Raw genomic sequence first — 22,763 nt, forward strand, 5'->3', positions numbered from 1 at the left:
CGCTACAATCTTGATGGGGGCACAACTTATACTCCGTTTTCCGATAATGAAATTGTTGTGACAGTTGCGGGCGATAGAGTTGTCAGCCAATCCCCCGGAGGAACCCAGGGAACAACAACTTTTCCCATTCCAGCAAACGGTTATGTTTTGGCTTTGCGTTCCAATTTTTCCCCTGCTTCTCAATTAACTGCTGGCACTTTATTGCGTTTGGAAAGTAACACAATTCCGGCAAATTTCAACCGTTTTCCTTACATTCTAGGCGGCGGGCCGGTGTTGGTAAAAAACAGTCGAGTTGTTTTGGATGCTAAGGCGGAAGGGTTTAGCGATGCCTATGTTCGACAGACGGCGATTCGGAGTGCGATCGGGCGAACTGCTGCGGGGAATTTGCTGATTGTAGCGGTGCACAATCGCGCGGGCGGGGCGGGCCCAAATTTTGCGGAACTAGCGCAGATATTGCAGCAAATGGGTGCTGTGGAGGCTTTAAATTTGGATGGGGGAAGTTCGACGAGTTTGTATTTGGGAGGGAGTTTGCTCGATCGCCCGCCGTCTACTGCTGCGAGAGTCCATAATGCGATCGGTATTTTCATTCAACCTTAATTAGTTAATTTGCGGCATTAATTTTCGGCATTAATTTTTGGCATTAATTTGCAGAATTTTCGGCGGTTAGAAACCGCTACTACACAAACAAAGTCCACCTACGTGGACTGGGAAATGTGAATTTTCCAGTCCACGCAGGAGCGGTTTCCAACCGCCGGGGCATTTGCTAGGAAATGTGAATTTCCCAACCTGCGGAGGCAGGTTTCGTCTGTGTAGTAGCGGTTTCCAACCGCCGGGGCATTTGCGATCGAATAAACCGGGTTTTTACCGGGCTTACAGGTTTTGAGGCGGTATTTTTGCCAAAAACCCGGTTTCTCAAATTAAGCCAAAATCTACATGAGGTCATTAAATAATATCTTAGAAAATTAAAAAAATGCCGATCGCAAAAAGCAGATTGCAGGCCGATTCAGTACGCACTCCCAACCGGGAATCAGGGCCTACAGGGGACAGAAGCCTGCAGCAACCGAGTTTTCGCGCACCTGCATAGCTGAAAAGTGCTGTAAGTTTGTACTCAGGACTTGAGTGCTGAAAGTTGAGTTATACCATTTTTCTTTCATATGTGCTATTACCCCCCCCACTCCCCCCCCGAAATAAGGGGGGGTTGGGGGGGTAATATCTAGCGCTACTTTATGAAATTGGTATTAGGCAACAATTGAAAGCAAAAGAAAAATTATCTCATGCCCCCTCTCTTCTTCCTTTGAGTGCCGATCGGCTGACAAAGGTTTAAAATCAGTACAGTCCTCTGCTGACTTGCTTTCAGCAAGATTTAAGCAAAATCACCCTGAAACCTCATAATAATTCTTGTGCCAGATAATTCCCAGAACCGCCCAGAGCTGGATCTGAAGACCATATTTCCCTTCGAGCTAGATAACTTTCAAAGAGAGGCCATCGCCGCCCTCGATGCAGGTAAATCCGTTGTGGTGTGCGCTCCCACAGGCTCCGGGAAAACGTTAATCGGCGAATACGCCATCCATCAAGCACTCTCTAGGGGGCGGCGCGTATTCTATACAACTCCCCTGAAAGCTCTCTCCAACCAAAAGCTGCGCGACTTCCGCAGACAATTTGGAGACGAGATGGTAGGTTTGCTGACGGGCGACATCTCTGTCAATCGAAACGCGCCGATTTTGGTGATGACTACGGAAATATTTCGGAATATGCTCTACGGTACGCCGATCGGAGCTGTGGGTACTTCCCTCGCCGGAGTCGAAACCGTGGTGCTCGACGAATGTCACTACATGAACGATCGCCAGCGCGGTACAGTCTGGGAAGAATCGATCATCTACTGTTCCAGCGAAATTCAACTGCTGGCCCTCTCAGCCACCGTCGCCAACAGCGGGCAACTCACAGACTGGATCAACAAAGTCCACGGGCCCACGCAGCTCGTCTACTCAGACTTTCGGCCAGTGCCGCTGCAATTCCACTTCGCCAATCAAAAAGGCATATTCCCCCTCCTAGACGAAACCGGCAAAAGAGCGAATGTCCGGCTAGTCCCCAAAAAGAAGCAAAAAGCAGAAAGAGGCAGCATTCCCACTCCGAGTTTGACCGATGTTTTGTGTCGGTTGGACGATCGAGATATGCTCCCAGCCATCTACTTCATCTTCAGCCGCCGCGGGTGCGACCAAGCAGTCGCAGAAGTCGGAAATTTATCCCTGGTTAACGAAGCCGAAACAGCCGAACTCAAACGGATCATTGACGATTTTTTACAGCGAAACCCAGAAGCAGAACGTTTCGGTCAAAAAGAAGCACTTTTAAAAGGCATCGCAGCCCACCACGCAGGCATTTTACCCGCTTGGAAAGGCTTAGTAGAAGAACTTTTTGGTAGAGGTTTGATTAAAGTCGTATTTGCCACCGAAACCCTCGCAGCCGGGATTAATATGCCCGCCCGCACCACAGTCATTTCCACCCTGTCCAAACGCACCGACAAAGGACACAGACTGCTAAACGCTTCAGAATTCCTGCAAATGGCCGGTCGGGCCGGTCGGCGGGGGATGGACGAGCTGGGGCACGTAGTCGCAGTTCAGACGCGCTTTGAAGGCGCAAAAGAAGCTTCTTATTTGGCAACAGCCAAAGCCGACCCCCTCGCCAGTCAATTTACGCCCAGCTACGGCATGGTGCTAAATTTGCTGCAAACTCACACGATCGATCAAGCTCAAGAGTTAGTAGAGCGCAGTTTCGGTCAATACCTGTCAACCTTGTACTTGCAGCCGCAGCAAACAGAATTAGACCGGCTGCAAACAGAATTAGCGGCGATCGAAGAGTCCCTGGCGGCCGGAGGCAATGTCTCTAGCATGGAAAAACACCTCGCCCATTACGAAAAATTGCAGGGAAGGCTCAAAGAAGACAAACGTTTGCTCAAAACTCTATTGCAGCAAGCAGAAGAAGCTCGAATTAAGGAGATGTCCGTAGCTGTAGCTTTTGCAGTGCTCGGCACGGTTTTGAGTCTCAAGGGAAAGCACGTTCCCACAGCTAAACGATCGCACACAACTCCCGTGCCCGCCGTACTGGTTGCCAAAATCGCAGGTTCGGGCCAAGCACCAAATTTGGTCTGCTTGGGCAAAGATAACCGCTGGTATATCGTTGCTATTAGCGATGTCGCCACCCTGCACGCCGAACTACCCCGTTTGAGCGCTGCAGATACCTTGAACCCGCCGCCGGAAATGACCCTCAGACTCGGCCAGTGCCGCTTGGGAAGCGAAGAAACTATTTCAATTGCTCAATTAATCCCAGAATTGCCCGCACCGGAACCGAGCCCGGAGGCGATCGAGCAACAGCAAAAAATCGCAGCCCTAGAAGCTAAACTAGAAACTCACCCAGTTCTAGAATGGGGCAATCCCGGTACTTTGCTCAAGCGCCAGCGCCGCCGGGAAGAATTCAAAAAAGAAATCCGCAAAAGCGAACAAGACTTAGAAAAGCAGCAAGCCCGCTACTGGGAAGAATTTCTCAACTTAATCGACATTTTGCTGAATTTCGGCTGTTTGGAAAGAGTAATTTCGGCAGGTGTAAACCGAGACGAGGCCTCCGACAGGTTAGTACCCACCATCTTGGGTCAAGCCTGCGCCGCCATTCGCGGCGATAACGAACTGTGGCTGGGTTTGTCGCTGATGTCGGCGGAATTTGACGAACTCGACCCCCACCACCTCGCTGCTGCTTGCGCTGCTTTGGTGACTGAAGTTTCCAGGCCCGACAGTTGGACTCACTACTCGCTGTCGCCGGAAGTTTTGGCACCTTTGGACAACCTGCAAAAAGGGCTGCGGCGCAGGTTGTTTCAAGTGCAGCGCAAGCACGAAGCTGCGATCCCGATTTGGCTGGAACGGGATTTAGTGACTTTGGTGGAACAGTGGGCTCTGGGTGTGGAATGGCTGGAACTGATTAGCCATACGAGTTTGGATGAAGGGGATGTGGTGCGGATTTTGCGCCGGACTTTGGATTTCTTGTCTCAGATTCCTCACGTTCCCCACGTTTCGGATTCTTTGCGCCGAAATGCTTGTCGGGCGATGCAGTTGATCGATCGATTCCCGGTGAATGAAGCTGCAACGCCAGAAAATAGTTGACTGTTGGCTGTTGACTGTTGGCTGTTGGCTGTTGGCTGTCGGGCATCTAAATTTTATTTTGGGTTTTTCAATCCAAATGCACGCAGATTTTAATCTCAAATTGTTTTCGGTTGCATCGGTATGGTTCAAATGCCCAAACAGTCAACAGTCAACTGTTAACAGTCAACAGTCAACAGCCAACAGTCATGAGGAATACACCCACATTTAAAATCCAAAATCTAAAATCTAAAATCGATAGATCGCATATTGTCCTGATTCAGGTTGCAGCACAGGATAAAAAATTGTATGGTGCGGATCGATCGCTCGAAATTGTTATTGAAATTTTATATAGCGGTGTGGTGGATAATTATCGTGTCAATGCAACAAATTAAACAAATCGCTCGAATGAATGAAGCCTGCTCCCAGAGTCAAAAAAATCGCTTTTTCACTTTCTGGCAAAGAGTCTTAATTGGAACTCTAGCTAGTACATTACTAAATATATTCATCCTATTTCCCTCTGCGAGTTTCGCAGAAGTAGTTCTGGGAGTTGTTCGCAGTTCCGAAAATTCTCCAGACTGGGTGAAGATTACCACGCGCCTCTGGGAAAGCGGCATCGCTTACAAACCAATCAATCTCGAAGAAATTAAAAATGTGGCGGATTTAGCAGGCGTAAACGTCCTGTTTTTACCCAATATTGAAACTTTGACTCCGGCACAAATTAAAGTTTTAGAAGCTTGGGCTTCCCAAGGCGGCCGCTTGATTGCTTCGGGCCCAGTCGGCCGCAGTTCCCCGGCTTTAGTCCGCCAATCTTTACGATCGCTCCTCGGTGCCTATTGGGCTTTTCCGTTAACCCAGCGGGCAGAACCGGAACCGCGCCAGCGCTGTCGGGATCTCGCCTGCACCAGTTCTAGCAATTGGATGCCCCCGGCACAACAAAATGCCTCAGTTCAAGGCGGTGTCCTGATTCCCGCCGACGCCAACAGCCAAACAGTCGCGACTTGGAAAAATAGTTCCGGTTCCTCCGCGGCGATCGCCACCGATCGCGCTACCTATCTCGGCTGGCGCTGGGGTACCGACGGTTCGGCAAAGACAGACACAGCTTGGCTGCGGGCCTCGATCGCCCGCTGGGGAGGCACAATCGCAGCCTCCTCAGCGCAGCCAACAGCGGCCGCCCCCCCGCTGCCAATCCCCCCCAACCGAGTCCCTAGAAACACCGCCCCTGCGCCGCGCAGTACCCCGCTGAGCAGGCTTTCTCCATCGGGTGCGCTTCCAGACCCAGTACCCGCAACTTTTACAGACCCTTCGGATCAGTCTGCGCCGGCGGGTTTGGACGTGCAGGCAAATTCCAACAAGCCGATCGTCAGCATTGAAGCCTACTTGATGCGCCAAGAACTCACCAACCTCCTCGGTAGGTTTGAAAGCGCCCTGACAGCATCTAATTCAGGCAATACCGCCGTCAATCTCGCGGCTCCTGCCCCCCCTCAACTGGTAGCGGGAAGCAACAGTGCTGGCGCTCCTGCAGCCAATCGCCCGCCTGTTTTGCAAGCAACGAAAACCCGGGCGATCGCCAACGCGCGACAGGTTTTGCAAACATTTGACCAACTCCTGCAACAGCAAAAATACGCCGAGGCCAGACAGCAGTGGGTGCAAGCGCGCCAGTTGCTGTGGCAAAATTACCCGCAGGAAGGGCAGCGCGTCGGGGCGGAAATTCGGGCGGTTTGGCTCGATCGCGGTACGATCGTCGCAGCTCGATCCGAACAAGGTTTGGCTGCAGTGTTCGATCGGCTCGCCGCCGCCGGTATCAATACCGTTTTCTTTGAAACTTTAAATGCCGGATATCCGATTTATCCCAGTCAAGTTGCACCCCAACAAAACCCCCTCACAGTTGGCTGGGACCCCCTAGAATCTGCGGTTAAATTAGCCCGCGAACGAGGCATGGAACTGCACGCTTGGGTTTGGATTTTTGCCACCGGAAATAAACGCCACAATGCTTTAATTGGCCAACCTAATTCTTATCCAGGCCCAGTGCTTTCCGCTCATCCAAATTGGGCAAATATTGACAATAAAGGACGCATCCAAAATCCTAATGACGGTAAATTTTATCTCGATCCGGCAAACCCGGAAGCGCGCAGTTATCTACTCCAAATTATCAACGAAATTACCACCCGCTACAAAGTAGATGGCGTGCAGTTAGACTACATTCGCTATCCTTTTCAAAATGACAGTGCGGGTTTTACCTACGGCTACGGTATTGCCGCAAGGCAGCAATTCAAGCAGTTAACCGGTGCAGATCCGGTGAATATTTCTCCCAAAGACGGCAGTTTGTGGCGGCAGTGGGTTGAATTTAAAACTAATCAAATCAACAGTTTTGTAGCTGAAGTTTCTCAGCTTTTGCGGCAGAACTATCCGCGCACAATTCTCTCGGTGGCGGTGTTTCCTCACCCTGCAAGTCAGCGGATTTACAAAATTCAGCAAAATTGGGAAGTTTGGGCCCGTCAGGGTATTGTAGATTTGATTGTGCCGATGACTTATGCTTTGGATACGAACCGACTTCAGCGCATCACCGAACCTTTGGCGAAGGAACAAATGCTCGGTTCGGCTTTGATTTCTCCCTCGGTTAAGTTGTTGACTCTCCCGCAAGTTGTGGCGATCGACCAAATTCAAGCTTTGCGCGATTTGCCCACAGGAGGCTATGCTATTTTTGCGGTGGAAAGTATCAGCAGCGCCATGCAAGGCTTTTTTAACCGCACTCAAGGCCCGCCGGTGCGCTCTACTTCAGCAGCGGAGCCGATTCCTTACCGGCAGCCGTTTGCGGCGGCAGCTTCGCGGTATACTGCTCTCAAGCAGGAATGGAGTTTTTTGTTGGCTAACAATCAGTTGCGGGTGTCGGAATCTGAACTGAAAGTTCTGCAAAGTCGATCGGACGAATTGGGTGTTGCATTGAGCCGATTGGCGGCCAATCCTTCTACTGAAAGTTTAGCTACCGCTAAAAGATTATTGGCGAGTTTTCAATCTCAGTTTCAATCTTCGATGCGCTGGCATTCTGGAGAGAATAGCTATCAGGTACAAACTTGGCAAAATCGTTTGGAGAGTTTGGATATGCTGTTGCGTTACGGCGAAAGGGTGGAGTTCAATCGCAGGTAAAAACAGGTGTTTAGGGTGCGCGTACTCGTTAGCTACTGTTTGTTCAAACTCACATCTTGCACCATTGTCAACAACCTGTAGGGGCGGGTTCACTCTTGAGCCTCAAAGCTTGCAGACAGGTTAAAGAAACCCGCCCTCCCCCACGATAAATCACCTTATTGACATTGCTGCAATATCTCAGTTTAAACTCACATCTTGCACCATTTTCAATAATCCTGTAGGGGCGGGTTCACTCTTGAGCCTTAAAGGCAACAAACAAGTTCAATAAACCCGCCCTCCCCCACGAAAAAGCCCCAATTGACATTGCTGCAACATCTCAGTTTAAACTGACTGACATCTTGCACCATTGTCAAGAACAGGCTGTCCGGCCTGTTCCACAACAAGTGAATTTCTTGTGGGATGGGCATCCTGCCCGTCCATAAAAGCCTTATTGACAATTGTGCAATATAAGCTGTTGCGGCATTTAAATTTTATGTAAAAAACGATCGAACAATGAGTGGGGTAGGCCCGATATCTCGCTCCTCAAAGCCTTATTGACAATTTTGCAAAATATAGCAACCTTCTCGGTAGCTAGGACATTGATACATTGCTGAAACCGATTGAAAGCACTAAATCAACCATATTACTCTGCTTTCAATAAAATAATTTCGATTTAGGTCGATCGCACAAAATTATCAGTATAAGTAGTTGCCAAAACAATCAGCAAAAATACGCTATATTAGTTTAAATATATCGACTGTACTATTTTCAATAGACTGCAGCCTAAACAAGCCCAAACAGAAAAAAAATGCAATCGAAACTCTTCCCAATGACTAATGACTAATGACTAATGACTACTAAGAGGGCGGGTACGGAACACCGCCCCTACCAACTGACCAACAACCAACAACCAATAACCAACAACCAACAACCAACAACAAATAACAAATAACAAATAACAAATAACTAATAACTAATAACTAATAACTCTGAGGATGAATATGTTTCCTAAACCGCTCAATCGCTTTGCTGCCAAAATGTTAGGTAAAGTTCCATTACAAACCGTGCTCGTAGTGCCTTTTTTAGTGCAAATTGTCGGTACCGTAGGAGTTGTAGGTTGGCTGTCGTTCCAAAACGGTCAGCGGGCGGTTAACGATGTGGCAGCTCAGTTGCGGGCAGAAATTAGCGATCGCATCAAAGACCGCATGGAAAACTATATGTCAATTCCCCACATCGTCAATCACCTCAACGTTCAAGGTCTAAAATTGGGGCAGTTGAACCTAGAAAATAAACAACAACTAGAACTTCATTTTCTCGAACAAATTCAATATTTTGACTCGATCAGCATCATTTACGTAGCCACAGAAAATGGAGAACACTCCGGAGCAATTCGCACTAAAGAGCGAACTCTCATATCTGCTGCCGACAGCTCAACAGGCAACAAATTAGCTCGATATACTTCTGACTCTCAGGGAAACCGCGTTGAATTAGTACAAATTTCTCCCGATATTTACGACCCGCGAGTTCGCCCTTGGTACATAGCAGCAGCCGCAGCCAAAAAACCTGTTTGGACTCCAATTTATACAGATTTTTTGACAAGAGAACTGGCAATTACCGCTGCTTTGCCTATCTACGATGACGCTGGCAAATTGTTAGGAGTAGCTAGCAGCGATTTGCTGTTTTCCCGGATTAAAGAATTTCTCGTCAGCTTGAAAATTGGCAAATCGGGGCAAACTTTTGTAATGGAGCGCTCCGGGATGTTAATTGCCACTTCAACCGCGGGTGAAGAATTCGTGGTGGAAGGTAAAGAAGCAAAACGCATCAAAGCTTTAGAAAGCCAGAATCCCGTAATTCGCCAAACCGCACAGCATTTAGAAAAAACTTACGGTAACTTAGATAAAATCAAGAATTCTCAGCAGCTTACCTTTGATGTTGAGGGGAAGCGCAATTTTATGGAAGTAGCTCCTTTTAAAGACGATCGGGGCTTGGATTGGCTGATTGTCGTAGTTGTGCCAGAGTCCGACTTTATGGAGCAAATTAACGCCAACACGCGCACTACTTTTTTACTGTCGGTTGCAGCTTTGATCGTCGCCACAATTCTGGGAATTCTTACTGCTAAATGGGTGGTACGGCCGATTTTAAAATTGAATGCGGCGGCGAAAGCTTTGGCAGAAAATGAATGGGATACAAAACTCGCCCTGAATCGCGAAGACGAACTCGGAGAACTTGCCGTTGCTTTTAACAGCATGGCAGAGCAATTGCAGCATTCTTTTACTTCGATTTCGGAAAATGAAAGCCGAGTTAAACAATTTCTCAATGCAGTACCGCTAGGCATTTTTATTGTAGATCGAAACGGTCAACCTCACTACGTTAATCCGACTGGAGAGAAACTTTTAGGTCAAGGAATTATAGCAGCAAAGTCCGAAGATTTACGCGAGTCCTACCGAGTTTGTTTGGCTGGCACTCAGGAAATTTACCCAGCGGAGCGCGACCCAATTTTAAATGCTTTGCAGGGCAAAAGTGTAACTGTTGATGACATTGAAATCTGCTTGACTGACAAAACTGTTCCCCTGCAAGTTTGGGGAACTCCTATTTACAACGCCCAAGGAAATATCATCTACGGGATGTGCGCTTTTCAAGATATTACCGAACACAAACAGGCTCAGAAACTGTTAACCCAATACAATCAAAATTTAGCCGTGCAAGTTGCAGAACGCACCGCCGATCTTGCCAAGGCAAAAGAAAAGTTTTCTAAAGCTTTTCGTTCCAGTCCAAATGCGATTACGATTACGAGAATCAGTGACGGCAGCCATCTTGAAGTCAACGACAGTTTTTGTCAAATGATGGGCTACAGTCACGAAGAAATCATTGGAAAAACAGCGGTACAATTGAATTTTTGGGCGACTTTAGCAGAGCGCGACCGCATGATTCAAATGTTGAAAAACAAAACGGCAATTCACAATTACGAGCTGAGGTTTCGCAATAAAAGCGGTACAGAAAGAACGGCGCTGCTGTCGATTGAAACTATCGATATTGACGGAGAAGCTTGTTTTTTGTCGATTTCTAGCGATATTACCGATCGCCAAAAAGCAGAAAACGCTCTCCGGGAAGCCGAAGAAAAGTACCGCAACATTTATGAAAACGCTTTAAACGGCATTTTTCAGACTGCTGCTGACGGAAAGTACATCAGCGCTAACCCCGCTTTAGCTAACCTCTACGGTTACGAATCGCCGGAAGAATTAATCGCAGCGCAGCCGAATTTCAAAAACCAGCTTTACGTAAATCCCAACCGCCACGAGGAATTTACTGCACTGATGGACGAGTACGGGATACTGGCTAACTTTGAATCGGAAATTTACCGCAAAGATGGCAGCATCATCTGGATTTCTGAAAACAGTCGCGCTGTCTGCGATGAGGCAGGAAATTTACTTTATTACGAAGGTTTTATCAAAGATATTACTGATAGTAAAGAAGCGGAAATTAAAATGCAGCAGGCGAAAGAAGCGGCCGAAGCAGCAAACAAAGCTAAGAGCACCTTTCTCGCCAACATGAGTCACGAATTGCGATCGCCCCTGAACGCAGTCATCGGCTTTGCTCAAGTCATGATCCGCAGTAAATCTCTGTCTCCCGAAAACCAAGAAGATGTCGGAATCATCCTGCGGAGCGGCGAACACTTGCTGTCTTTAATCAACCAAGTTTTAGACTTGTCAAAAATTGAAGCCGGACGCACTACAATATATGAAAAAAACTTCGATTTGTACCGATTGCTAGACGATTTAGAAGATATGTTTGCGCTAAAAGCTGAGGAAAAAAGCTTGCAATTAATCTTCAACAGGGATGCGGAAGTTCCCCATTACATTTGCACCGATGAAGTGAAATTGCGCCAAGTCTTAATTAATTTGCTCAACAATGCGATTAAATTTACTTCGGAAGGGGGAGTCTCGTTGCAAGTTAAAGGAGGAAGGGGAAAGCTACACAAAAACAGCACTGACAAATTGCCCGGTCGCTACTGGCTGCATTTTGAAGTTCAAGATACCGGTGCAGGCGTTGCTGCTGAGGAAATCTCTCAGTTGTTTGAAGCATTCGTGCAGACAAAAACAGGTAAAGATTCTCAGGAAGGAACGGGTTTAGGTTTAGCGATTAGCCGCCAGTTCGTGCAATTAATGGGAGGCGAAATTACTGTTAGCAGCGAACTCGGAAAAGGTACGATATTTGAGTTTGACATCCAAGTTCATCTGGTTGAAGCTGCTGATATTGAAAGCAAAAAAACTGCACGCCGAGTTGTTGCCCTAGAACCGAATCAGCCGCGTTACCGCTTACTAATTGTGGACGACAAGCCCCTGAACCGCCAACTTTTGGTAAAACTTCTGAGTCCGCTCGGATTTGAACTCAAAGAAGCGAATAACGGTAAAGAAGCGGTGGATATTTTTATGGAGTGGCAGCCGAATTTGATTTGGATGGACATGAGAATGCCCGTGATGGACGGCTACGAGGCAACGAAACAGATTAAAACTACAACGGGCGGGCAAGCAACGGCGATTGTAGCTTTGACTGCTAGTGTTTTGGAGGAAGAACGGGCGGTGATTCTTTCGGCGGGTTGCGATGATTTTATGCGTAAACCCTTCCGGGAGGAGGATATCTTTGTGGCAATGGGCAAACATTTAGGAGTACGCTATATTTATGAAGATCCAGCAGCAGCCAGTGCGGCAGGTTTAGGGGACTCAAGTCAGGAGGTGCTGACACCGGAGGATATGGCCTCTTTTTCCGCCGATTGGATGGATCGATTCAAGCAAAATATTTTGAGTGTGGACATGGAGGCGATCGCCAGTTCGATCGCACAAATTCGCACTGTCAACCCCTCTCTCGCCGACACGCTCGAAAATTGCATTAATAATTTTGAATATGACATAATTTTGAACACGATATCTCGCAGCGAACAACAGTAAATACCCAATGAATTTAACTTTACCGAATACCAATAAAGCTAATATTTTAGTAGTAGACGACACGCCCGAAAACCTGCGGCTGCTGGCAGGAATTTTGAGCGAAAAAGGCTATCTAGTTCGCCCGGTTCCCAACGGCAAACTAGCAGTTTCTGCCGCTCAAAAAATGCCTCCGGATCTAGTGCTGCTAGACATTATGATGCCGGAGATGGACGGCTATGAAGTTTGTCAGCAGCTCAAAGATTCTGAAATCACAAAAGATATTCCGGTAATTTTTATCAGTGCGATTAATGACGTGATGGATAAAGTCAAAGCTTTTGAAGTTGGGGGAGTGGACTTTATCACCAAACCGTTTCAGGTTGAAGAAGTTTTAGCCCGGATCGAAACTCATTTGAAAATTTGTTCGCTGCAACAAATTTTGCAAGAAAAAAATCAAGATTTGGCAACTGCGATCCACGAACTGCAAGCCACCCAAGAGCAGTTGATTCAATCGGAAAAAATGGCTGCACTCGGACAACTGATTGCCGGGATTGCCCACGAAATCAATACCCCGCTGGGTATTATAGGTTCATCTATTGATAACATTACTAATTTTTGGGATGAAAACTTACTAAAAATGCCTGAACTTTTTCAAGAATTTTCTGAAGAAAGCCAAGCTTATTTTTTAAATTTGCTTTACAGAGCTACCCATCAAGAAAAATCATTTACTAGCAAAGAGAAGCGGAAATTTAAGCAGAAATTAATTGGTTGTTTGGCGGCAGAATCTGTGAAAGATCCTGAACAAATTGCCGATACTTTAGTTGATATGGAAATTTACGAAGACATAGAACATTTGTTGCCACTTTTTAAATTGCCGGATTGGGAAGTAGTTTTCAATACTGCTTATCAGTTTGTCAGCTTTAAAAAAAGTATTAGCCTGATCCAAAGAGCGACAGCTAAGTCCGGGAAAATAGTATTTGCGTTGAAAACCTACGCTCATTTTGATAGCAAGCAAGAAAAAGTCCTGGCAAATTTGCACGACGGTATTGAAACGGTGTTAACCCTTTATCAAAATCAACTTAAATACGGTATAGAAGTAGTTAAAGATTATGGAAATCTACCTAAAATAGTTTGCTATCCCGATGACTTAAATCAAGTTTGGACGAATCTCATTCACAACGCCCTGCAAGCAATGGATTATAAAGGTGTTTTGACTATAGAAACTCAAAAGCAAGACAAAAATATTCTGCTCAAATTTACTGATAGCGGCAAAGGCATTCCCCCAGAAGTTATTCCCAAAATTTTTCAGCCATTTTTTACGACTAAATCTGCGGGGGAAGGTAGCGGTTTGGGATTGGATATTGTGACAAAAATTGTTAAAAAACACGAAGGCACAATTGATGTAGAGTCTGTACCGGGGCATACAACCTTTACAGTGTCGCTGCCAATCTATTAAATAAAACTTACTGTTGTTTAAAAAAGAATGCAAGTTTCAACCCGCGCTCCATACTATTATGTCATGAATGATTCTAAATTGACAATTTCAATGCTCAAATGGAAAATGGTATAAGATGGGGGATAGATACCTTGTCTGGTAGCCTGAAATCAATCACCTAGCACCAAGTCATTTTCGCAAGCCCGCCCGCTAAAATCCCAACAGCTATAAACCTATGAGTAAGCCTGTAATCCTTTGCGTTGACGACGAACCCGATATCTTGAATACTCTCAAAATGCAGCTCAAAAATGAATTTAAAGATGATTACTTTTACGAGTTAGCTGAAAGTGGTGATGAAGCTTTAGATTTACTTGAGGATTTTCAAGAAGAATTTCAGGTGATTGTGGTTGTTTCTGATTGGCTGATGCCGGGAATTAAAGGTGATGAGCTTTTAATTAAAATTCACCAAAAATATCCTAAAATTATTACGGTGATGTTGACGGGACAAGCTGATGTAGCGGCAGTTGAGCGGGCAGTCAAAGAAGCTGATTTGTACTGCTGTTTGTACAAACCGTGGAGCAGCAAAGAGTTAATAGAGACGATCAAATCTGGGCTGGCTAAGTTATGAAAAAACCTGTGATTGTTTGTATCGATGACGAACCTGATGTTTTGCAAAGTTTAAAGATTGAACTGAAAAAGGCGATCGGGGATAGTTGTATTATTGAAACGGCTGAGGGGGGGGAAGATGCTTTAGAGTTGCTGGCAGATTTGCAGGCTGATGAATACGAGATTGCTTTGGTGCTTTCCGATTATATTATGCCGGATATTAAAGGGGACGAACTGCTCAAACAAATTCACGAACGCTCGCCGGATACGCTGACGATTATGCTGACGGGCCAAGCAGATTTGGAAGCTTTGAGCAATGCTATCAAGTATGCTAAGTTGTACCGTTATATCCCTAAACCTTGGCAAAATGAAGATTTGAAATTAACGGTAGTAGAAGCTGTTCACAGTTATTTGCAAGACCAAAAGTTAACAGATGAAATCCTGAAGAGGCAACAAATAAATGAGGAGTTGAAGCTAGTAAATGCGGCGCTGTCTGCGAGTGAAAGCCGCCTGAATCAATTTTTAGAAGTTTTGCCGGTGGGGGTGTGCGTTTACAATGCCGACGGCTCGATCGCCTATTTCAACCAGACAGCGCAGGATTTGCTGGGTGCAGACACGATAGAGGAAAGCAGGGCGGAACAATTAGCTGCAAGTTATCAACTTTATGTGGCGAATACCGATGAGCTTTACCCGCCGGATAATTTGCCAATTTTGCGCGCGCTGAAAGGGGAATTTGTCAGGGCTGACGATGTAGAAATCCGTCAAAATGGCAAAATAATTGCGATCGAGATCAATACCACGCCGATTTTTGACGCTAGCGGAAATATTGTTTACGCGATCGCAGTTTTTCAAGATATTAGCAATCGCAAACAAGCCGAAAAAATACTGGCAGACTACCAGCACACCTTAGAAGTCCAAATTGAAGAACGTACAGAACAACTGCAACAAGCCGCCTTAGCTGCTGAAGCAGCAAACAAAGCTAAAAGCACGTTTTTAGCCAACATGAGCCACGAGTTGCGAACCCCTCTCAATTCCATACTCGGGTTTGCACAAATTCTGGAACCCAGCCCCAATTTTACTGTCGAAAATCGAGAAAATCTCAGAATTATTCACCGCAGCGGCGAACACTTGCTGACGCTGATCAATCAAGCCTTAGACTTGTCAAAAATCGAAGCGGGACGGATGGCGATCGTCCCGAAAAACTTCGACCTCTACCGCTTGCTTGACGACTTGCAAGATATGTTTCAACTGCGGGCAGAAACTCAAGAATTGCAATTGATTTTCGAGCTGGAGGCTGACGTTCCCCAGTACGTGCGAACCGATGAGGTTAAACTGCGGCAAGTGCTGATAAATCTCCTCAGCAATGCCATTAAATTTACGCAGACAGGCGGCATAATCTTAAGAATTATAAGGTTAGACAATTCTGGAACAGTAGATTTATTGGACAGGCCGAATGTGATGTTTGATACCGCAACAAGTATTCGGGATTTTGCGATAACTGCCAGGGAGTTGGCAATATTTGAATTGAACAAAGGTGCTGAGGATTCAAGTGTAGAGCCGATGGTTTTCCTTCAGTTTGAAATAGAAGATACAGGAGTCGGCATTGCTCCAGAAGAAGTGGGCAATGTTTTCCAGGCATTCGTGCAGACGGCTTCCGGTCAAAAAGCTCAGAAAGGCACTGGTTTAGGATTGACGATCAGCCGTCAGTTTGTCCGCTTGATGGGAGGAGAACTTGTGGTAGAAAGTCAACTGGAAATTGGCACTACTTTTAAATTTGAAATTCCAGTCGGGGCGGTTTATGAGGCTGATATTTCCGAACCGCAAATTAATCTGGAAGTTACGGGGTTGGAACCAAATCAACCCTGCTACCGGATTTTAATTGTGGACGATCGCGAAGACAACCGCCAACTTTTAGTCAAAATGCTTTCTCCTTTGGGTTTCGCGCTGCAACAAGCCGCTAACGGCAGCGAAGCAGTAGATATCTGGGAACATTGGCAACCGCATTTAATTTTGATGGATGTGCGAATGCCAGTGATGGACGGCTACGAAGCTACTAAAGAAATTAGAACCCGAATACAGCAGAGAGAGCAAGAGCAGCAAGGCAACGCTCAAAAGAGTGTTTCTGAGTTTGAATCTCCGGTTCCGAAGATTATTGCTTTGACTGCTAGTACAATTGAAGGCAGGCGATCGTTTGCTTTATTGGTAGGCTGCGACGATTTTATTAGCAAACCTTTCCGCAAAAATGATATATTTGATACTCTCAACCAACACTTGGGGGTTAAATATCTCTACTCTAACTCAATTGATTTCATGTCAAGGGGCGATCGTCGCGCTCTATCTGACTCCCAATCTAATGTTGAGCTTGCTTATTTGCCCGAACTTCCCGCAGAATGGATAGAGAAAATGAAGCAGGTAATCCGGAGTGCGGATTTTGACTTAATTTCCACGACAATCGAGGAAATAAGGGATGCTCATCCTGAATTTGCCGAAATCCTCCAGGGTCATCTCGATAATTTTGATTACCAGAAAATTCTCAATTTAATTGCCGAGGCGGAGGAATCAGATAATGCAGATGAAGGCGAAACAAACTGAAAACTATCAAGCAGATATTTTAGTAGTTGACGATACGCCAGATAATCTGCGTTTGTTGATTAGACTTCTCCAAAAAAATGGTTATAAAGTTAGACCTGTTACTAATGGTTTTTCTGCTATAGATGCAATTCAATCTAGCGTACCAGATTTGATTTTGCTCGATATTATGATGCCGGATATTGACGGCTACGAACTCTGTAAGAAATTGAAAGCCCAAGCGAAATTCAAAGAAATTCCGATTATTTTTCTCAGCGCGCTAGAAGAAGGAATCAATAAGGCACAAGCTTTTGAGGTGGGCGGAGCAGATTATATCACAAAACCTTTTCAGGTGAAAGAAGTATTGGCGCGAGTCAGCAATCAACTTACTGTGCGTTCCTTGCAAATGCAGTTGCAAGAAAAAAATCAAATATTGACAGATCAAAATATTCTGCTGCACCAGGAAATCGCCGAACGCCACCAGGTTGAAATGGAAACGAAGTTGCTGCTGAAGGCTACTCAAGCTATTAGCAAATCTGATAATTTTGAGTCTGCTATAGATTTGATTTTAGGTTTAATTTGTCAAACTATTGAATGGAATCTGGGCGAAGCTTGGATTCCTGGCAGTGATGGGGTTTTAAAATGCGCTACAGGCAGGTACGTCAGCGACTCGATTTTTTCCCAATTCCGACAGACAAGCTGGCAGTTAACTTTTGCTGCTGGTGCGGGACTTCCGGGGAGGATTTGGCAGTCGCAGCAGTCTGAATGGATCGAGGATGTTTCTATTGCACCGGAACAAGTTTTTTTGCAATCGGAAATTGCGGTGAATGTGGGATTGAAAGCGGCTTTTGGCGTGCCAATTTTGGCGGACAACCAAGTGTTAGCTATTTTGATTTTTTATCGGGAGAAAGTTCTGGAATGTCAGCCGCGCTTGTTGGAATTGGTGCGTGCGGTTGCTACGCAGCTAGGTTCGCTGATTCAGCGGAAACAAGCTGAAGCTGCGCTGAAAATGCAGCAAGAGCAAACAGAGAAATTGCTGCTGAATATTTTACCGAAACCTATTGCCGATCGCTTGCAAAAAGAGCAAAAGTTGATAGCGGATCATTTTGATGATGTGACGGTATTGTTTGCGGATTTGGTGGGTTTTACGGAGTTTTCTGCTCACAAAAGTCCGACGCAGTTGGTAGAAATTTTGAACGCGATTTTCTCGGAATTCGATAGGTTGTCTGAGTTGCGCGGGTTGGAAAAGATTAAGACGATCGGGGATGCTTATATGGTGGTTGGGGGTTTGCCGACGGTGCGGGAGGATCACTCTGAGGCGATCGCACTTTTAGCTTTGGAGATGCAGGCAGCTTTGAGAAGGTTTAATGCCAAAGTTGGAGAAAGTTTTGAATTGCGGATCGGAATTCACAGCGGTTCGGTGGTGGCGGGAATTATTGGGATTAGCAAATTTAGCTACGATTTGTGGGGGGATACTGTGAATGTTGCGTCTAGGATGGAGTCGAACGGATTGCCCGGTAAAATTCAAGTGACTGCGACAACTTACGAGCGTTTGAAAGACCAGTTTGTTTTTGAAGAACGGGGTCATATTTCGGTAAAAGGTAAAGGAACAATGTTGACTTATTGGTTGATTGAAGAACAAATTCATTCAGTTGACGGTTGACGGTTGACGGTTGACTGTTAACTGTTGACGGTTGACTGTTGACTGCACTTGACAAAAGAAGTTCGAGGATTGGAGTAATGAATAGTCTGATTTTAATTGATCTCGATCAGGGTTCCGGCTTTAAATCAATTCTTGATGATAAAGGTTTTTAATTTTTTGAACTCAATTTAAATTAATATATTAAAATAAGATCGGACTTGCAATTTTAGGAGGGATAATCCTTTGCAGACAGTTGAAACAAAATCGCCGACAGCGTTGAAAAGAGTCCTAGTTATTTTAATATCACTGGTAGCTGTAGCGGTACTGGCGATCGCTACTTTTATCTTAATTCCCGGAGAAAAAACAATGTTTGCTGGAAAAAAACCTGCCAATATCGGCATTGTGTCAGGAAAACTCGCGGCGTGCCCTGCTTCCCCCAACTGCGTCAGCAGCTTCAGTCAAGATGCCGAACACCAAATTGAGCCTTTGGCCTACACTTCGTCGGCGACAGAAGCAATGGCCGAGCTCAAGGGGGCGATCGAGTCGTCGGGGAAAACTAAAATTATCGCGGCAACTGATAATTACCTCTATGCGGAGTTCACCAGTGCTTTGATGGGGTTTGTGGATGACGTGGAATTTTTGGTGGATGATGGCGCAAAAGTCATCCACGTGCGATCGGCTTCGCGTCTGGGACAGTCGGATTTAGGAGTTAACCGCAAACGGATAGAAAGTATCAGAACTCAGCTCAATCAACTCTGAAGTTAAAAAATCTAGCTTTCCCGAAGCCCCTCTTCCGCAAGATGAGGGGCTTTGATGTTTGTACTTCTAGTCAACAATTATTAACAGTAGGGACGGGGCAATGCGGTGTCCGGCGCTTTAGGGACAGGGCAATGGGGTCTCCGGCGGGGGGAGAGGGCAGGATGCGGCACCGCGTCCGTGCGGTTCGCTAGCGCAGAAGAGACGGGGCAGTATTCCTATAGTATTAAACGCCCTAAATTCTACACTTCAGACTTTAGGGAGAGGTAAGTCAGCTAATTAATTTTTACTATTAATTTAAGTAGACAAACGAGGAATAAATACATGGCACTTCAAAGAATAGAAGAATTTTATCCTAATTACCGAGAAGAAATCTTTGCTGGAGACGACATCAAGGGATTTGATGTTTATGCCGGCGACTCTGATGAAAAACTTGGCACGGTTTATGACGCTTTGGTTGATGAAACGGGTCGTTTCCGCTATCTGGTAATTGATACCGGGATTTGGATTTTTGGCAAAAAAGTATTGCTGCCGATCGGCTCGGCCCGCTTTGACTACGGATCTCGCCGCGTCTACGCCACAGGCCTTCGCAGCAAAGATCAAGCAGAAAGATTGCCTGCTTACAATGAATTAGAACCGGTAGATTACGATCGCGAAGAACAGGTAAGAGGCGTTTACCGCAATCGAGGCACAGCCGCCACCGCAACTCCTGCCAGCTACGATCGCAGCAGCTACAGCTACGATCTCGATCGCCCCCTCTACGAAACCAACGAACAACAACACCAAAACCTCAAGCTTTACGAAGAACGCTTGATTGCCAACAAAACCCGCGCCAAAACAGGCGAAGTAGCAGTTGGCAAGCGCGTGGAAACTGAAACAGCGCGAGCTTCAGTACCCGTCGAGAAGGAACGAGTCGTAATCGAGCGAGTAACGCCCGTAGAAGCGGGTCGAGTAGTTTCAGCCGGTGAAGCTGACTTCCAATCAGGGGAAGTTGCCCGGATGGAAGTCTACGAAGAAACGGCCGACATTCACAAGGAAGCCTACGTGCGCGAAGAAGTCAACGTCAAAAAAGAAGTTGTCCGCAGCACGGTTGAAGGCGAAGAAACCTTGCGCCGCGAAGAATTGGACGTTGACACCGACGGCACTCCGGTTGTAGATAAGAATAAGAAGAAAAAGCTCTAAACCAACCGCAGCAGGTATTGAATAGGAATTGCCGATTTATCGCATAATTCTGTCACCGCGCAGGTTTGAATTGTGGCGAGATCGAGCAATTTCTATTCAATAACACAATATGCGATCGGACTGAGGTTGAAACCACATTTACAGAAACTTTCGTCCGATCGCCTGCCGACTCAAAAGAGTAACGTATTTTTAACCGCCCAGTCTTCTTAACCCAAGCGTATTGGTATATAAGGGGAAGGAGGCGGGTGGGGTAAAAAAATGTCTGGTTTTGGCCAAGTGCACTTCCCCGGCCTTAACCAATTCATAATAAAAATCCCTAAACAGGAAAGTTTAACAAATGAAAGGTCAAGTATCAGCCGAAAAAATAGCAGCGGCAAAATCAATTACTCGTCTCAACCGGGTGCCGGAAAAAGTCAGAACTAAGCTAAAAAGTTTTACGGTCAAAGACAATCAAGGTCACTTGGTAGGTAAAATAAAAGATGTATATTTTGATGCAAGCGGTGAGTTAAACTTTGTGGTATCTGGGCTGGGCAGCGAAATGTCCCGCATTTTTTTAGTAAGTATTAAGCTGCTAAAAAAAGTAGATTATCACGAAAAAGCTTTGTTTGTAAATATTAATTCAGAGGAAGTCGAACTGCTGCCGGGAATTTCGGCAAATGGCGAGCCTCAACCTGCTGAACATCCCTCAGAAGCGCTGAGCGAATTCACCGATAGCGAGTCCACCAATCCTTCAACAGTTATGTCAAATCTAACAGATGCCGATCGCACAAACGAACATTTAGAGACAGAGGAGGGCGAGGAAGATTTTGATATTGTCGATCGAGAAGTAATTCGCCTGCTAGAAGAACGGTTGGTGATCAATCGCAGCAAGCGCAAAGTCGGCGAAGTCATTGTCCGCAAAGAAATTGAGACTCGGATGGTACAAGTGCCCATCCAGTGGGAAAAGCTGATTGTCGAACAAGTAGGCGACGATCCGAAGGTGTTGGCCGAAATAGATTTGGGCGAGGGAAGCATCACCGGTATAGATTTGACGGAGATTAAGAGCGATCGCCACGAACCGACAGTTAAGGCTGAATTCACCTCGGTGCAGAAAGCCAGCAAAATCTTAAACTCGATCGCCTCTCAACCCCGCCACGGTTGCGTAAAAGTCCGCATCGAACTCGTTCTGGAGAACCCGGAACTAGAGGAAACTTACCAAAAATGGATGACGGAGAACCACTCAGACAGTTAAATAAAAATAGTTTGTAGCAAGGAATGCAAGTCCTCTGAATTTTATGAGGACTTGCATTCCTTGCTAGCAACACCTGGAAATTTTGAGCGATCGGCATACCGACAAAATCTTACCAAATTGCGGTAAAATTGTGGTGGTCAAATTTACAAGTATTTGAAAATGCCCAGCACCATCTCCGACATTAAAGTAAAAACGATCGCAGGCGCAGACAAGCAGCTAGGAGAGTACGCTGGTAAGGTACTCTTGATAGTTAACGTAGCTTCTCAATGCGGCTATACATCTCAATACAAAGGACTCGAAGAATTGAGCCAAAAATACAGCGCTGGGGGACTCAGGGTTTTAGGATTTCCCTGCAACGACTTCGGAGCACAAGAACCGGGAAGTAACGCAGAAATCGTCAATTTCTGTACTACCAAATACGGAGTCAGCTTTGAATTGTTTGACAAAGTACGCGCCAAAGGCAGCCAGCAGCACCCGCTGTACGCTAAACTTACGAGTGAAGCCGACCCCAAGGGTGAGGTTTCGTGGAATTTTGAGAAATTCTTAGTTAGCAAGCAAGGTGAAGTAGTTGCCAGATTCCGCAGCAGCGTAGGCCCAGATTCCCCCGAACTGATTGCCGCCATTGAAAAAGAATTGGCAAAATAAGCTGTTCGGCGACGGATTTTTTAAGGAATTTAACGGATGTTGAGGGAAGGGAGAAGAAGTTAATCTGCTTTTTTTGATAACTTTGAAAGCTGGTTTTTCTTCTCTTCCCCATTGTTTGCGGTTAGCAGCAATTGAGAAATATCGGTGATGGGATTTAATTGGAGAATAATTTAATTTAATGGAAAATACATCGGGATTAGATTTAGCTGTAGGTTTACTAGCCTTCGCAATTCTGGGAGGCGGGCTGGCAATGTTATTTGTAGGTATGGCATCGTTCCCTAAAGAAAAATAACAATAATTGAGATTATATCCTGACTGCGACTCCAATCAAATTGGTTCGTAGTGAGGACTTCAGTCCTCTGATTTCTATGAAAAGTGAAGTCCGAACCATCAAAATTTGAATAAATTTCAAAGCATTCATTTTTAGAACAACCGTCAAAAAAATTAGGAAGTTATTAATTTCGGAAAACCTTGATTTGATTGCTTATTTCTTGTTTTTTGTTTTTTCTTCCTAATGACCAATGAC

Annotated in this window: 13 protein-coding genes; all 13 read left to right on the top strand. The window is 45.7% G+C overall.

Annotation, left to right across the window (positions count from 1 at the left end):
• Positions 1–597: phosphodiester glycosidase family protein (locus tag WBA89_RS27985; protein ID WP_424410896.1), on the top strand; the 597-nt coding region annotated here is incomplete at its 5' end.
• Between the two features lie 803 nt (positions 598–1,400).
• On the top strand, positions 1,401–4,148 hold the full coding sequence (locus WBA89_RS27990) for a DEAD/DEAH box helicase (RefSeq protein WP_424410897.1): 2,748 nt from the start codon (positions 1,401–1,403) through the stop codon (positions 4,146–4,148).
• Positions 4,120–4,356: a hypothetical protein gene (locus WBA89_RS27995; protein ID WP_424410898.1), complete on the top strand. Its 237-nt coding sequence runs from the start codon at positions 4,120–4,122 to the stop codon at positions 4,354–4,356. Before WBA89_RS27990 ends, WBA89_RS27995 begins: the two co-directional genes overlap by 29 nt.
• Before the next feature lie 176 nt (positions 4,357–4,532).
• Complete coding sequence (locus tag WBA89_RS28000) at positions 4,533–7,271, top strand: family 10 glycosylhydrolase (protein WP_424410899.1); 2,739 nt, start codon at positions 4,533–4,535, stop codon at positions 7,269–7,271.
• A 980-nt stretch (positions 7,272–8,251) separates the two neighbouring features.
• Positions 8,252–12,196 (top strand): PAS domain S-box protein, encoded by a 3,945-nt coding sequence (locus tag WBA89_RS28005; protein ID WP_424410900.1) that lies wholly within the window; start codon positions 8,252–8,254, stop codon positions 12,194–12,196.
• 7 nt (positions 12,197–12,203) lie between these two features.
• Positions 12,204–13,628, top strand: coding sequence for a hybrid sensor histidine kinase/response regulator (locus tag WBA89_RS28010; RefSeq protein ID WP_424410901.1), 1,425 nt, complete (start codon positions 12,204–12,206; stop codon positions 13,626–13,628).
• Between the two features lie 214 nt (positions 13,629–13,842).
• Positions 13,843–14,235: a response regulator gene (locus WBA89_RS28015; protein WP_424410902.1), complete on the top strand. Its 393-nt coding sequence runs from the start codon at positions 13,843–13,845 to the stop codon at positions 14,233–14,235.
• Positions 14,232–16,805: a response regulator gene (locus tag WBA89_RS28020; protein WP_424410903.1), complete on the top strand. Its 2,574-nt coding sequence runs from the start codon at positions 14,232–14,234 to the stop codon at positions 16,803–16,805. The genes WBA89_RS28015 and WBA89_RS28020 overlap by 4 nt, the downstream gene beginning before the upstream one ends.
• The gene (locus WBA89_RS28025; protein ID WP_424410904.1) at positions 16,780–18,444 is read left to right on the top strand and encodes an adenylate/guanylate cyclase domain-containing protein; all 1,665 of its coding nucleotides are present in this window, start codon (positions 16,780–16,782) and stop codon (positions 18,442–18,444) included. The genes WBA89_RS28020 and WBA89_RS28025 overlap by 26 nt, the downstream gene beginning before the upstream one ends.
• A gap of 222 nt (positions 18,445–18,666) precedes the next feature.
• The gene (locus WBA89_RS28030) at positions 18,667–19,182 is read left to right on the top strand and encodes a DUF1499 domain-containing protein (protein ID WP_424410905.1); all 516 of its coding nucleotides are present in this window, start codon (positions 18,667–18,669) and stop codon (positions 19,180–19,182) included.
• A gap of 321 nt (positions 19,183–19,503) precedes the next feature.
• Positions 19,504–20,361 carry a DUF2382 domain-containing protein gene (locus WBA89_RS28035; RefSeq protein WP_424410906.1) on the top strand — a complete coding sequence of 286 codons (858 nt, stop codon included), beginning with the start codon at positions 19,504–19,506 and terminating at the stop codon, positions 20,359–20,361.
• Between the two features lie 337 nt (positions 20,362–20,698).
• A complete protein-coding gene (locus WBA89_RS28040) occupies positions 20,699–21,592 on the top strand; it encodes a DUF2382 domain-containing protein (RefSeq protein ID WP_424410907.1) in 894 nt (297 codons plus the stop codon).
• Positions 21,593–21,751: 159 nt separating this feature from the next.
• Positions 21,752–22,237, top strand: a complete 486-nt coding sequence (locus tag WBA89_RS28045; protein ID WP_424410908.1) for a glutathione peroxidase — start codon at positions 21,752–21,754, stop codon at positions 22,235–22,237.
• Positions 22,238–22,763 lie beyond the last annotated feature (526 nt).

It is taken from the genome of Microcoleus sp. (genome assembly GCF_049646505.1).
In the GTDB taxonomy this organism is placed as follows: domain Bacteria; phylum Cyanobacteriota; class Cyanobacteriia; order Cyanobacteriales; family Microcoleaceae; genus Microcoleus.

Excerpts from the sequence above, each read along its gene's own strand:
- WBA89_RS27995 (WP_424410898.1), top strand. The coding sequence starts at position 4,120 with ATGAAGCTGCAACGCCAGAAAATAGTTGACTGTTGGCTGTTGACTGTT.
- WBA89_RS28000 (WP_424410899.1), top strand. The coding sequence starts at position 4,533 with ATGAATGAAGCCTGCTCCCAGAGTCAAAAAAATCGCTTTTTCACTTTC.
- WBA89_RS28005 (WP_424410900.1), top strand. The coding sequence starts at position 8,252 with ATGTTTCCTAAACCGCTCAATCGCTTTGCTGCCAAAATGTTAGGTAAA.
- WBA89_RS28010 (WP_424410901.1), top strand. The coding sequence starts at position 12,204 with ATGAATTTAACTTTACCGAATACCAATAAAGCTAATATTTTAGTAGTA.
- WBA89_RS28015 (WP_424410902.1), top strand. The coding sequence starts at position 13,843 with ATGAGTAAGCCTGTAATCCTTTGCGTTGACGACGAACCCGATATCTTG.
- WBA89_RS28020 (WP_424410903.1), top strand. The coding sequence starts at position 14,232 with ATGAAAAAACCTGTGATTGTTTGTATCGATGACGAACCTGATGTTTTG.
- WBA89_RS28025 (WP_424410904.1), top strand. The coding sequence starts at position 16,780 with ATGCAGATGAAGGCGAAACAAACTGAAAACTATCAAGCAGATATTTTA.
- WBA89_RS28035 (WP_424410906.1), top strand. The coding sequence starts at position 19,504 with ATGGCACTTCAAAGAATAGAAGAATTTTATCCTAATTACCGAGAAGAA.
- WBA89_RS28040 (WP_424410907.1), top strand. The coding sequence starts at position 20,699 with ATGAAAGGTCAAGTATCAGCCGAAAAAATAGCAGCGGCAAAATCAATT.
- WBA89_RS28045 (WP_424410908.1), top strand. The coding sequence starts at position 21,752 with ATGCCCAGCACCATCTCCGACATTAAAGTAAAAACGATCGCAGGCGCA.